Genomic DNA, 13,529 nt, shown 5'->3' with positions numbered 1-13,529 from the left:
GAGGTGTGCTGTCGTGCGATGGGGCGGTAGCGGCCCCCGCCGTTGCGCCGGTTCATCCCCCGGACGCCCCGACCCATCATTGGCCTGCCGCGAGAGCCACCGCAAGGCATGACAGCAAAGATCTTCGAGTGAATCTCGAGTGAGGGCCATCACATGCACTGATCACGCAATTCGCCCCGCCGCCGACGGGGGACGGTCACACTTGCTTCGGCTGCGTTGCTTCAACCAGCCTCCCCACGCACCGAGTTGGACCGCAGGCGAGTTCGACGACGCAGACGAGCTGAGGGGACCGGCATGCCCGACGAGTCGGCTGACTGCAAACGCACAACGCGGGAAGTCAAACCGGCCCGCGTCCTGGCGCTGTGCAGCGGCGCGAGCTTCATGGCCTTCCTCGATCTCTCGATCATCAGCATCGCCTTTCCGGACGTTCTGGACGACTTCCCGGGCACATCGCTCAACACCATGACGTGGGTCCTCAGCGGCTACACGATTTTGCTGGCGGCCGTGCTCACGCCCGCCGGAAGGATCGCCGACAGCGTCGGCCGGCGCACCGTCTTCCTCTGGTCCCTGGCCGCCTTCACCGCCGCCTCGCTCGTCTGCGCCGTGGCGCCGTCCATCTGGTGGCTCATCGCAGCGCGGTTCGTCCAGGGCGCGGCGGCCGGTGGCATGATCCCCGCCGCGCTCGGCCTGATCCTCGCCACGACACCGCGGGAGCGCATCGCCAGAGCGGTCGGCACCTGGTCCGCGGTGGCGGGCTTCTCCGCCGTCATCGGACCGGCCGCGGGCGGGCTGCTGCTGCGCGCCTTCGGCTGGCGCTCGGTGTTCTACGTCAACCTCCCGCTGTGCGGCGTGATGCTGGTCGCCGCCGCGGTGATGCTGCCGAGGCAGCGGTTGCGCGGCACCGGGGACAGGTTGCCGGACGCGGTGGGCAGCATCGCGCTCGCCCTGGGCATCGGCGGGGTGGTGAGCGCGCTCACCGAGGGGGACACCTGGGGCTGGGGAGATGTCCGCACCATCGGACTGGGGCTGGCCGGGCTGGCGCTCGTCGCCGTGACCGTGCTGCGCTCGCGCACGCACCCGGCGCCGGCCCTGGAGCTGACGGTGTGGCGCAGCCCCGTCTTCCGGACCGCCAACCTCGGCCTCGGCATGCTCAACATGACGATGTTCGCGTGGATGCTGGCCGCCCCGCTGTTCGCCGCCGACATCTGGCACTGGTCGGTCCTGCAGACGGCCGGTGCCCTGAGCATCGGGGCCGTCTCCTCGATGGCCGGCTCACTGACGGCCGGACGGCTCACCCGACCGGCGACCCAGGTGAAGGTGACGGTCCTGGGCGCGCTGTCCTTCACAGGCAGCAACGCCATCTGGGCGTCCGGCCTCTTCGGCCCCACGCCCAACTTCCTGGGCGGCTGGCTGCCGGCCGCGATCCTCGGCGGCGGCGGCCTCGGCCTCGCCATCACCTGCCTGTCGTCGCTGGCGGCCGGGACGGTGCCCCCGCAAAAGTTCGCGGGCGGCCTCGGCATGACCCTGACGGTGCGCCAGGTCGGCGGTGCGGTCGGCGTCGCCGGATTCGCCTCGATCATGGCGTCGGGCCCGGCCCCCGGCGGCATCCCGTCCTTCCACCACGTCTATGTCGCCGCGATGGCCGTCAACATCCTGTGCGCGGCCGTGGTGTGCACGATGCTCATCATGCTGCGGCCGAAATCCGCGCCGGCGGCCGCGGCCGCAGCGCAGGCGCCTCAGGACCGGGTCACGCCCACCCAGTGACCCCCGACTCCAGGGGCAACCCGACACGCCGGGTCGCGGGTTGCGGACGGCCTTCTGGGCGCGGCCACCATGTGCCGCACCCAGGGGACCGTGTGTTCCTCCGGCTCCCGGCCGCGCTGCTCCGACCGGCCGTCAGGCGGACGGCACGCGGATCAGCAGGGCGTCGCCCTGCCCGCCGCCGCCGCACAGCGCTGCCGCGCCGAGACCGCCGCCGCGGCGGCGCAGCTCATAGGCCAGGTGGACGATGAGCCGGGCGCCGGAGGCGCCGATCGGGTGGCCGAGCGCGATGGCTCCGCCGTCGACGTTCACGATGTCCGGGCTGATGCCCAGCTGCTCGGTGGAGACGATGCCGACGGCGGAGAACGCCTCGTTGATCTCCACCAGGTCCAGGTCGGACGGCTCCAGCTTGGCCTTGGCCAGCGCCGCCCTGATCGCGTTCGACGGCTGCTCGTGCAGGCTTCCGTCCGGTCCGGCCACCACGCCGTGGGCGCCGATCTCGGCGATCCAGGGCAGGCCCAGCTCCTCGGCCTTGGCCTTGCTCGCCACCACCACGGCCGCGGCGCCGTCGGAGATCTGCGACGCCGTCCCCGCCGTGATGGTGCCGTCGGGGCTGTACACGGGACGCAGCTTCGCCAGGACCTCCGCCGTGGTGTCGGGACGCACGCCCTCGTCGGTGTCACACACCACTGGGTCGCCCTTGCGCTGCGGGACCGTCACCGGCGCCATCTCCTCGGCGAACCGCCCGGCGGCCGCCGCGGCGGCGGCCCGCTGGTGCGAGGCCGCGGCGAAGGCGTCCTGCTTCTCCCGGGTCAGCCCGGCGTAGCGGCTGTTGTACTTCTCGGTCGAGACGCCCATGCCGAGCTGGTCGAAGGGGCAGAACAAGCCGTCGTGGACCATGTGGTCGATCAGCGGTACGTCACCGGACTTGAAGCCCGCACGCGACTTGGGAAGCACGTGCGGAGCCTGCGTCATGGACTCCTGACCGCCCGCCACGACCAGGTCGAACTCACCGGCCCTGATCAGCTGGTCGGCCAGCGCGATCGCGTCGACCCCGGAGAGGCACACCTTGTTGACGGTCAGCGCCGGGACGCTCATCGGGATGCCGGCGGCCACCGCGGCCTGGCGGGCCGGGATCTGGCCGGCGCCCGCGGTGAGCACCTGTCCCATGATCGTGTACTCCACTTGCTCGGGCGCCACCCCCGCCTTCTCCAGGGCCGCCTTGATCGCGATCGCCCCGAGCTGGGCTCCGGAGAAGTCTTTCAGAGCCCCGAGCAGGCGCCCGGTGGGGGTACGGGCTCCAGCCAGGATGACGGATCCGGACACGACGTCCTCCGTGGGTAGCAGTTGTGGACCACAACACGGCTACATTACCCACGAGTTGGGCCAAGGAAATGCGGCCTCCGGCGGTGTGAGCGACGGCATAGCCGACCGGAGGCGTCCCAGCACCGCACCGGCGGGAACGGCACGCCGCCCGGCTACGGCGGCGGCTCCCCGTCCACCGGTCCCGCCCCCGGCGGCCTGACGGAGCGGTGATCTTCAGGGGGTGTGGCTGCTCTGGTCTGGTGTCCCGTTTTTCGCTGAGAGGTGAGCGCTTGGGGAGCGGTCACGTTCGGGCGTGATGGGTGGCCTGCTGGCGCGTCCGGCTGTCCGGCTGTCCGGCTGTCCGGCTGTCCGGCTGTCCGGTGGCCGGCCTGCGGTCCTGTAGTTGTGTGGAAATGATCTTGGGTCCTGACGCACGCGTTCTTCGAGCCGCCGACCATGACGCACGTTTGACGCACGGCGCGGCGTGCGTCCCGGTTGGGTCGTCGACGAGTGCGCCGAGGCCGGCGTCGGACAGGGCGCGGTTGAGCCGACCGTGGCGTTCGGCGTTGTCGGCGTCGTAGTCCGCGGAGGAGGCGACGATCTCCGACGAGCGTGAGCGGCCCATGGTCGGGGCTGGTACTGGCCTCGGACGAGCGGGAACAGCTCCTGCCCAGGCGGCCGGTCTGAAGGGCAGGCGATTGATGTGGCCCCGCTGCAGCACCAAGGGTCACCGACATCGTGCGGGACGTTCTTGTCCGTCTCGGCCCACCCAAAGTGCGAATGCTCCCGCGTACCCGTCCGGCACTGCCACATCCCCCAGCGCCCACCCCCGAGGGCCGGTGCCGGGCCTGGGCCCGGCGCCCACGTAGTCCCGTGCAGGATCTCGCGAGAGGCCGGTGCCGATCCCCTTGAGGTACGCCTCCTTGCGCGCCCATGTACGGGCGAACGCCACCGACTTGGTGTGATCAGGTTCAGCAGCCAGCTCTGCCGCTTCCTTCCGGTGCAGGGAGGACGAGAGCTCCGCAACCACATCTGACCGGGGGACCTGTTCGATGTCCACGCCCACTGGCACATCGGCGATCCCGATCAGCACGACATCGCCACTGCGGGAGATCGAGAAGTGCGCGTCTCCGCCGTGAACCGCGGGCTTCCCATGCGGGGCGCCGCAGGTAGGGCAAGGTTCTCGAACCAACCGCACCGCGTCGGCGGTGACTCCCAGGCGGGCACCCAGCAGCACCCGTAGCGCCACATGCGCAACGACGTAACGCCGGCGGTCCTCAGGCCGACCGAAGGCGGCCGCACGTTGTTGTTCCGCCGGCTCAAGGAGGCGGGGAGCGAGACGAGCTGCGCCTTCCCCTTCACTCAGTGCGTTGACCAGCCACAGCGACAGCATGCTGCCCCAAGGGGTGTCCTTGGGCACCGCTCGCTCCGCCCTGCCGGTCGGCAACAGGACCACCACGGTGTCAACGTACGACGCGCCCAAGGGAACGGTCCAGGCGGAAAGCCTCTGGGACCTCCTCGCCAGAAGTTTCCGAATGTGGAGATCTGTCCGCGTCCCGGCGCCGAATCAAGAGCATGGGTGGTTTTGGCTACGGCCCGTGTCGTTCGCACTCGGTCTCGGCCCGAAGCCGGTGTCCCACGCACGCCGGTCAGTGCCGGCCGGCACTTCCTCGGAAGCTTCCCGGGAGCTGACATGGTGGACAAGCCGGTGGAAACGCTGCCCTCCGCTCCGGAGGAATCCACGGCCCTCCTGGACGGGTACGGTGAACCGGCCGCGATCGAGAAGACCCTCGCCGCGGTGCTGGCCACGGTCGTGCGGACCGAGCAGGTGCCGGTCGACCGTCACTTCTTCGACGAACTGGGCGCTGATTCGTTGGTGATGGCGCACTTCTGCGCGCGGGTCAGGAAGCGCGCCGATCTGCCGTCGGTGTCGATGAAGGACGTCTACCGGTACCCGACGATCAGGAGCCTGGCGACGGCGCTCGCGGATGCCCCGCCCGCTCCCCGGGCGGAGTCGGCGGCCGTGGCCCCGTCACCGGCACCGGAGCCGTTTCCGGCACAGGGCCCGGCTCCGGTGCCGGCTCAGTCCCCGGCGGGCATGCCGCAGTACGTCCTGTGCGGCGCGCTGCAGTTCCTGGCATTCCTCGGGTACGCCTATCTCATCGCGTTCGCCACCGCCCGGGGCTACGAGTGGATCTCCGCCGGATCGGGTGTGCTCGACGTGTACCTGCGGTCGGTCCTGTTCGGCGCTGCGGCCTTCCTCGCCCTGTGTGCCCTTCCCGTCCTCGTGAAGTGGACGCTCGTCGGCCGGTGGAAGCCGCGGCACATCCGTGTCTGGAGCCTTGCGTACGTGCGCTTCTGGATCGTCAAGACACTGGTTCGGTCGGATCCACTGGTGTTGTTCAGCGGCTCGCCGCTCTACCTGCTCTACCTCAGGGCACTGGGCGCGAAGGTAGGGCGCGGTGCTGTGGTCCTCTCCCGGAGCGTGCCGGTGTGCACCGACCTGCTCGCCATCGGCGACGGCACGGTCATCCGGAAGGACTCGTCCTTCGCCTGTTACCGGGCCCACGCCGGACTGATCCAGCCGGGCCCGGTCACCCTCGGCAGGAACGTGCTGGTCAGCGAGGCCACGGTGCTCGACATCGACACGTCGCTGGGGGACGGGGCGCAGCTCGGCCACGCCTCCTCGCTGCACCGTGGGCAGGCGGTGCCCGCCGGCGAGCACTGGCACGGGTCTCCGGCACAGCGGACCGACGTGGACTACCGAGTGGTGGGGTCGGCCCGCTGCGGTGCGGTGCGCAGGGCGGCCCACAGCGTTCTGCAGCTGCTGATCGCACTGGGCCTGTACGTGCCGTTCGCGGTCGGCGGCGTATTCGCGCTGCTCGTCGAGGTCCCGCAGCTCAGCACGGCTCTGGAGCCGGGGCCCGCGGTCTTCGCCGACTGGGCGTTCTACCGCGACGCCCTGGTGTTCTCCTTCGTGCTGGTCTTCGGCGCCGTTCCCGCCGGTCTCCTCGTCCTGGCCACCGTTCCGCGGCTGCTCGGCCTGACCCTCAAGCCGGGCAGGGTCTACCGTCTGTACGGCTTTCACCACGGGGTGCACCGGACGATCGCGCTCCTGACCAACTGGAAGTTCCTCAAGCGCCTGTTCGGGGACAGCTCCTGCATCGTCCACTACCTCCGGTGGCTCGGGTACGACCTCTCCCGGGTCGAGCAGACCGGGTCGAACTTCGGCACGGAGGTGAAGCACGAGACGCCGTTGCTGAGCTCCGTCGGGCGCGGGACGATGATCGCCGACGGCCTGTCGATCATGAATGCCGACTTCTCCAGTACCGCGTTCCGCGTGTCCCGGGTATCGATCGGGCCGCGCAACTTCCTCGGCAACAGGGTCGCGTACCCCACGCGGGGCAGGACCGGCGACAACTGTCTCCTCGCGACGAAGGTGATGGTGCCCGTCGACGGGGAGGTCCGCGAGGGCGTCGGGCTGCTGGGCTCGCCCAGCTTCGAGATTCCCCGTTCGGTCCTGCGGGACAGCAGGTTCGACCGGTTCAAGAGCCGTGAGGAGCTGCGGCGCCGCCTGGCCGCCAAGAACAGGCACAACGCCGCCACCATGGGGTGGTACCTGCTGACGCGTTGGATCTACACCTTCGCTCTCGCCCTGCTCGCCTCAGGAGCCGCGGAGCTGTACGGGCCGCTCGGCGTGTCGGCGATCGCGCTGGCCGACGTCCTTGTCGTGGTGTTCACCATCGCCTACTTCGTGCTGGTCGAACGCGTCGTCACAGTGTTCCATCCCCTCAGGCCGCTGTTCTGCTCGATCTACACCCCGGACTTCTGGCGGCGTGAGCGCTACTGGAAGGTGCCGTCGGAGACGTACCTGAAGATCTTCAACGGCACCCCGTTCAAGAACGTGATCTGGCGGCTGCTGGGGGTGCGGCTCGGCCGCATGGTCTTCGACGACGGCTGCTATCTGACGGAACGGTCCATGGCCGCCATCGGGGACGGCTGCACGCTCAACTCGGGGAGCGTCGTCCAGTGCCACTCGCAGGAGGACGGCGCCTTCAAGTCCGACCGGAGCACGATCGGCTCCGGCTGCACCCTCGGGGTCGGCGCTTTCGTCCACTACGGCGTGACGGTGGGCGACGGTGCGGTGCTCGCCCCTGACTCCTTCCTGATGAAGGGAGAGGTGGTCCCGCAGGACGCGTGGTGGGGCGGGAATCCGGCAAGGCCGCTCCGTTCGCGGGGCGAGGACCTGCGCTCGCACAGCGAGGACGAGGGGAGGCAGGCCCCATGGCATCCGTGACAACAACTGCTGAGGCCGGCCGGGAGTTCTGGCGGGGCGCGCTCACCGCCGGCGGGGTCACCACGGTCCCTCGGTGGACCCTCGACCCGGTGACGCGCGTCGCCGAGCACGAGGCGACGCTTCCCGCGGACCTGGTGGACGCGTTGAGCCGCCTGGCGGACGAACTGGCGGTCCCCCTCCGCTCGGTGTTGCTGGCCGCGCACGCCAAGGTGCTCGCCGCTCTGTCCGGCGAGCACGAGGTCACGACCGGTTACGTCGCTGTGCGGGGCGGCCGGCCGCTGCCCTGCCGGCTGACCACCGAACCCGACTCGTGGCGGACGCTGGTGCTCCACACCCACCGGGCCGAGTCGGAACTGCTGCTGCACAAGGACTTCCCCGTCGACGGTCTCAGGCGTGAGCTGGGCCTGCCCGGCCCGTCGACCGAGGCCGTGTTCGATCCGACCGGCGACGGAGGCGAGCTCGCCGAGAGTGCCGTGCTGCGGGTGGAAATCCCGCGACGCGGTGACCGGCGCACGCTGCGGCTGCGGTACCGGACCGACGCGCTCGACGCGGACTGCGCCGCGAGGATCGTGGGATACCACCTCACCGCGCTCACGCTGATCGCCGCCGATCCGGACGCCGCGCACGGCCGACAGAGTCTGCTCTCCGCCGAGGAGCGCCGCTTCCAGCTCGAAGGACTCGCCGGACCCCGCCGGGAGCTGCCCGACCACCGCTTCCACGAGCTGTTCGAACAGCGCGTCAGGGCGCACCCGGACGCCCTAGCGGCCGTACGCGGCGACCAGCGGTGGACCTACCGGGAACTCGACGCGCGGGCCAACCGGCTGGGGCGGGCCCTGCTGGCGCGGGGGCTGCGCCGCGAAGGCGTCGTCGCGGTGGTGACCGAGCGGAACCTGGACTGGGCGGCCGCCGTCCTCGCGGTCTTCAAAGCCGGTGGGGCGTACCTGCCCGTCGAGCCGCACTTCCCGTCCGACCGCATCGCGACCATGCTCTCCCGTGCCGGGTGCCGGCTCGTGCTGACCGAGCCGGGCAGCACCACGATGCTCGACCGGGCCCTCGACGCGCTGCCCGCGGTCCGGGCGCTCTCCGTCGACGCGGCCTACGCGGAGGGCCACCCGGACTCCGACCTCGGCGTCGGCGTCGCACCGGACCAGCTCGCCTACATCTATTTCACCTCCGGCTCCACCGGCGAGCCCAAGGGAGCCATGTGCGAGCACGCGGGCATGCTCAACCACCTCTACGCCAAGATCGACGACCTGGGGATCGGCGAGGAGCAGGTGGTCGCCCAGACCGCGCCCCAGTGCTTCGACATCTCGCTGTGGCAACTGGCTTCCGCGCTCCTGGCCGGCGGGCGGACCCTGCTCGTGGAACAGGACGCGATCCTGGACGTCCCGCGGTTCGTCGACACGATCGCCCGCGGCGGGGTCAGCGTGCTCCAGGTCGTGCCGTCGTACCTCGACGCCGTCGTGTCCTACCTGGAGCGGCGCCCGCGCGAGCTGCCGGATCTGCGGTGCGTGTCGGTCACCGGCGAGGCGCTGAAGAAGGAGCTCGTACAGCGCTGGTTCGCGGCCCAGCCCGGTATCAGGCTGGTCAACGCGTACGGGCTGACCGAGACCTCGGACGACACCAACCACGAGGTGATGGACCGGGTGCCGGACACCGGACGGATCCCGCTCGGCCGCCCCGTCAACAACGTGCATGTCCACGTCGTCGACGAGCACCTGTCACCGGTGCCGCTCGGCGCCCCCGGTGCGATCGTCTTCTCCGGGGTCTGCGTCGGCCGCGGCTACGTCAACGACCCCGAGCGCACCCGGCAGGCCTTCCTGGCGGATCCGCATCACGCGGGCCGACGGCTCTACCGGGGCGGCGACTACGGCCGCTGGGTGCCCGGGGGCAAGCTGGAGTTCCTCGGCCGCCGGGACACCCAGGTCAAGATCCGGGGTTTCCGGATCGAGATCGGCGAGGTCGAGAGCGCCATGCTGCGGGCACCCGGGGTCCGCGACAGTGCGGTGGTGGCCGTCGAGGGGGCCGGACAGGGCGGGCGTCTGGTGGCTTTCTACTCCGGTCGGGGCCCGTTGGAGGACGGCGTCCTCAAGGACTGGCTGGGCCGGTCGCTGCCCGTGTACATGGTCCCCTCGGAGTTCCACTGGCAGGAGAGCCTGCCCGTGACCGCCAACGGCAAGGTCGACAGGAAAGCGCTGACCGCACTCGCCGCACAGCTCGGCGCCGGGGTACCCGAGGTCGGATCCGGCGGCACCGGGCTCGACACGGTCGAGGAGGACCGCGACGCGCCACGTACGCCGACCGAGCGGCGGCTGGCCGCCTTGTGGGCCCAGGTGCTCCAGAGCCCGCAGGACACGATCCGCCGGCACGACCACTTCTTCGACCGCGGCGGCACCTCTCTCGCGGCGGTGCGGCTCGCGATCGCCCTGGACCGTGCCGTGGACATCACGGACATCACCCGCCACCCCGTCCTGGCCGACCTGGCCCGCTTGGTCGACGGCAGGTCCGAGCCGCCGCAGGCCGAGCCGCTGTGGCCCCGGCCGGAACCGGATGGCGCTCGGGCGGACGCCTCGGTGTGTTTCTTCCGCCCCCCACGTGCTCAGCACCGGTCCGACCGGGGCGGCGCAGGCGGTGCCGCGCGTCGCCGGACCGCCGGCTTCCTTCTGAACCGCCACCGAAAGGAGACCGAGATGCCGTCCTCGTTCCCCCTGTCGCTGCTCAGCGTCGACCTGCAGCCCGGCAAACCCCCGATCCTGCGTGTCGGCTCCACCGGCGACGCGGCGAGCTGGGCGGCCGAGCACCGGGACGCGCTGCGCGCCATCGTCACCGAGCACGGTTCGGTCCTGGTCCGCGGCCTCGGGCTGAGCGGCCAGGCCGAGACCGAGGCCGTCTTCCGACGACTGGCCGGCACTCTGATGACCGAGAAGGAAGCCTTCGCGTCCCGGCGCACCTACTCCGACGGCGTGTACTCCTCGTCCAAGTGGCCGCCGAACCAGCCGATGTGCATGCACCACGAGCTCAGCTACACCCTGGAGTTCCCCGGCCTGATGCTGTTCGCCTGCCTCAGTGCTCCCGCCGTCGGCGGGGCGACCGCGCTGGCCGACGCACCGACCGTGCTGAACGCGCTGCCCATCGATCTCGTCGAGCGGTTCCTGCGGGAGGGTTGGCTGCTCACCCGCAACTACAACGACGAGATCGGGGCGTCCTTCGCCGACGCCTTCGGCACCGAGGACCGCGGCACGGTCGAGAGCTACTGCCGCGCGGCCGCGATCGAGTTCGAGTGGCAGCCCGACGGCGGACTGCGGACCTGGCAGCGCCGCAGCGCCGTGGTGCGGCACCCGGTCACCGGCCGGCGCTGCTGGTTCAACCAGATCGCGTTTCTCAACGAGTGGACGCTGGCCCCCGAGATACGTGAGTACCTGGTGGACGTCTACGGCGCCGACGGGCTGCCGTTCAACACCCGCTACGGGGACGGCGCACCGATCGGCGAGGACACCGTGCAACTGCTCAACGACGTCTACCAGTCCCACACCGTGCGCGAGTCGTGGCAGACCGGCGACCTGATGCTCGTCGACAACGTCCGCACCGCCCACAGCAGGGAGCCGTACGAGGGGCCGCGCGAGGTGCTCGTCGCGATGACGGACGCGGTGCGCCTGGCCGACTGCTCGCCGACCGTGGAGGTGATCACCGCATGACCATCACCCGTTCCACCGCACTGGAGTCCGCACCGGCCGGGCCCGTCACCGTGCCGCCGTTCGCGGTTGTGTCCGGCGGCCAGGTCCAGCAAGCGCTGCAGGGGCGCGAGAAGCAGATCGTGGAGTTGGTCGAGGCCACCTACCGGCTGCACAGCGCGGGCGATTCGGTGAACCCGCCGTCCCACTTCCTGCGCTTCCCCGACCGCCCGAGGTCCCGGATCATCGCCCTGCCCGCCTCGATCGGCGGGGAGGCAGGGGTGGACGGTCTGAAGTGGATCTCCAGCTTCCCGCAGAACGTGGAGGCCGGCATCCCGAGGGCCTCGGCGGTGCTCATCCTCAACGACCGCCACACCGGCTACCCGTTCGTATGCATGGAAGCCTCGATCATCAGCGCCACGAGGACGGCCGCGTCGGCTGCGCTGGCGGCGGACCGGCTCAGCCGCGGCCGACCGCGCCCGACGCGCGTCGGGTTCTTCGGGACGGGGCTGATCGCCCGCTACATCCACACCTTCTTGGCCGGTACCGGCTGGTCGTTCGACGCCATCGGCGTGCACGACGTGTCCGCCGACAGCGCGGCCGGTTTCCGCTGCTACCTGGAGCAGTCCGGAGCCACCGGCTGGATCGTCGTGCACGACAGCCCCGAGCAGCTGATCCGCGGGAGCGACCTGGTCGTCTTCGCCACGGTCGCCGCCCGGCCGCACGTCTGCGATCCGTCGTGGTTCGCACACCGACCGCTCGTGCTGCACGTGTCGCTGCGCGACCTGGCTCCGGAGGTCGTGCTCGCCTCGGACAACATCGTCGACGACGTCGAGCACTGCCTGCGGGCGGACACGTCCGTTCACCTGGCCGAACAACGCACGGGCAACCGCGACTTCCTGACGGGGACGCTGGCGGACGTGATGGCCGGACGCGTAACGCCGTCGGCGGACCGGACGGTGGTGTTCTCGCCCTTCGGCCTCGGGGTGCTCGACCTGGCAGTCGGCAAGTACGTCTACGACGAGGTGGCCGGCTCCGGAGAGCTGCACGTCGTCGACGGCTTCTTTCATGAGCTGCGCAGGTACGGATGAAACACATCCGGCCCGGGCCGCTCTTCAATCCGCGGAGGCCATCGTGTCAGTCATATCCGCTCCCTACACCTTCAACGAGGAGGATCTCTACGTCGACCTCCAGTCGATAATGGGGCGCAGGCTCTTCCTGAAGTGCGAGGGCTTCAACTTCGCCGGCTCGATCAAGCTGAAGCCCGCGACCGAGATGGTGGAGGCTGCCGAGCAGGCGGGAGTCCTGACGCCGGAGTCGGTCCTGGTCGAGTCCTCGTCCGGAAACATGGGCGTGGCACTCAGCATGATCGCGGCGAGTAAGGGCTACCAGTTCCTGTGCGTGACGGACTCCCGTTGCAATCTGTCGACCAGGTTGCTGATGGACGCCTTGGGCGCCCATGTGCACGTCGTCACCGAGCCGAGCACCGACGGCGGTCTCCTCCGTGCGCGGATCGACTACGTCCGCACGCTGTGCGCCCTGGACGACCGGTACGTGTGGCTCAGCCAGTACACCAATCCGGGCAACTGGAAGGCGCACTACCTTCGGACGGCACCGGCGATAGCCCGCTCGTTCCCAGGACTGGACGTGTTGTTCGTCGGGGCCGGCACCACCGGGACACTGATGGGCTGCGCGCGCTACTTCCGGGAGTGGCACCGGCCGGTCCGGATCGTCGCGGTGGACAGCGTCGGCTCGGTGACCTTCGGCGGTGCTCCGGGACGCCGACTGCTTCCCGGTCTGGGCATGAGCATGTGCCCTCCGCTGCTCGACGAATCCTTCGTCGACGAGGCGGTGCACGTCGAGGAGGCGGACAGCATCCGCGCCTGCCACCGCCTGGCCCGACGCGGCTTCCTGTTCGGCGGCTCCACCGGCACCGTGGTCAGCGGCGCGATGGGCTGGCTGGCTCTGCATGACACGCGTGGCCTGACTGCGGTGGCCATCGCCCCGGACCTCGGCGAGCGCTACCTCGATACCGTCTACCAGGGCAACTGGGTACGGGCCCTCTACGGCGAGGGCGTGTTCGACCCCGCACCACCGGTGCCCGCGCCGGGCCCCCGGGTGGGCCACCGGCGCCAGGAGGACGAAGTCCGGGCCGGTGACACCACGACCGCGGGCCCGAGCCGGCCGCCACCGGGCCCCTGGACAGCCGAATCCGCCCCACCGCGGGATGCGGAGGGCAGCCGGGCCTCGGACACTGTGGGGGAGGGCGGGTGAGCCCAGCAGGGCGGATCGGGGCAGACACGCAGGCAGGAGAGGGTGTGGCGAAGCGGCAGGCCCCCGGGGCCCGGCACATCGGTACATCCGAGACGGATCGACTGCTGGTGTCCGTCGCCGCCGGCAATCAGGACGCCTTCACCCGGTTGTACGACGCGACCGCCGGCCCGATCTACGGAATCGCGTGCCGCGGGGCGGAGATGCCCGCCCCCGCCGCGCGG

7 protein-coding genes are annotated in these 13,529 nt (G+C 70.7%); 5 read left to right on the top strand and 2 right to left on the bottom strand.

All coding sequences use genetic code 11. The annotated features are described in order from the left end of the window. The first annotated feature begins 294 nt into the window (after positions 1-294). Complete coding sequence (locus ABT063_RS45060) at positions 295-1,764, top strand: MFS transporter (RefSeq protein WP_351066887.1); 1,470 nt, start codon at positions 295-297, stop codon at positions 1,762-1,764. A 132-nt stretch (positions 1,765-1,896) separates the two neighbouring features. Here the strand turns inward: ABT063_RS45060 and ABT063_RS45055 are convergent, their stop codons facing one another. Then, positions 1,897-3,087 carry an acetyl-CoA C-acetyltransferase gene (locus tag ABT063_RS45055; RefSeq protein WP_351066885.1) on the bottom strand — a complete coding sequence of 397 codons (1,191 nt, stop codon included), beginning with the start codon at positions 3,085-3,087 and terminating at the stop codon, positions 1,897-1,899. Positions 3,088-3,793: 706 nt separating this feature from the next. Then, a complete protein-coding gene (locus ABT063_RS45050; RefSeq protein ID WP_351066883.1) occupies positions 3,794-4,486 on the bottom strand; it encodes a 4'-phosphopantetheinyl transferase family protein in 693 nt (230 codons plus the stop codon). Between the two features lie 273 nt (positions 4,487-4,759). Here ABT063_RS45050 and ABT063_RS45045 point away from each other — a divergent pair, with 273 nt between their 5' ends. Genes ABT063_RS45045 through sbnA form a run of 4 tightly spaced genes read left to right on the top strand, consistent with a single transcriptional unit; the run spans position 4,760 to position 13,308 of the window. Beyond that, complete coding sequence (locus tag ABT063_RS45045) at positions 4,760-7,363, top strand: Pls/PosA family non-ribosomal peptide synthetase (protein WP_351066882.1); 2,604 nt, start codon at positions 4,760-4,762, stop codon at positions 7,361-7,363. After that, a complete protein-coding gene (locus ABT063_RS45040) occupies positions 7,351-11,058 on the top strand; it encodes an amino acid adenylation domain-containing protein (RefSeq protein WP_351066881.1) in 3,708 nt (1,235 codons plus the stop codon). The genes ABT063_RS45045 and ABT063_RS45040 overlap by 13 nt, the downstream gene beginning before the upstream one ends. Then, the gene (gene sbnB, locus ABT063_RS45035; protein ID WP_351066880.1) at positions 11,055-12,125 is read left to right on the top strand and encodes a 2,3-diaminopropionate biosynthesis protein SbnB; all 1,071 of its coding nucleotides are present in this window, start codon (positions 11,055-11,057) and stop codon (positions 12,123-12,125) included. The genes ABT063_RS45040 and sbnB overlap by 4 nt, the downstream gene beginning before the upstream one ends. Positions 12,126-12,168: 43 nt before the next feature. Further along, positions 12,169-13,308: a 2,3-diaminopropionate biosynthesis protein SbnA gene (gene sbnA, locus ABT063_RS45030; protein WP_351066879.1), complete on the top strand. Its 1,140-nt coding sequence runs from the start codon at positions 12,169-12,171 to the stop codon at positions 13,306-13,308. Positions 13,309-13,529 lie beyond the last annotated feature (221 nt).

Source organism: Streptomyces sp. NPDC002838, assembly GCF_040295365.1.
GTDB lineage: Bacteria > Actinomycetota > Actinomycetes > Streptomycetales > Streptomycetaceae > Streptomyces.
Note: the sequence above shows the minus strand (reverse complement) of the source record. Positions and strands in the feature narration are given on the sequence as shown.

What these genes read in the sequence shown, in the direction of transcription:
- ABT063_RS45060 (WP_351066887.1), top strand. Translation starts at nt 295, where the DNA reads ATGCCCGACGAGTCGGCTGACTGCAAACGCACAACGCGGGAAGTCAAA.
- ABT063_RS45045 (WP_351066882.1), top strand. Translation starts at nt 4,760, where the DNA reads ATGGTGGACAAGCCGGTGGAAACGCTGCCCTCCGCTCCGGAGGAATCC.
- ABT063_RS45040 (WP_351066881.1), top strand. Translation starts at nt 7,351, where the DNA reads ATGGCATCCGTGACAACAACTGCTGAGGCCGGCCGGGAGTTCTGGCGG.
- sbnB (WP_351066880.1), top strand. Translation starts at nt 11,055, where the DNA reads ATGACCATCACCCGTTCCACCGCACTGGAGTCCGCACCGGCCGGGCCC.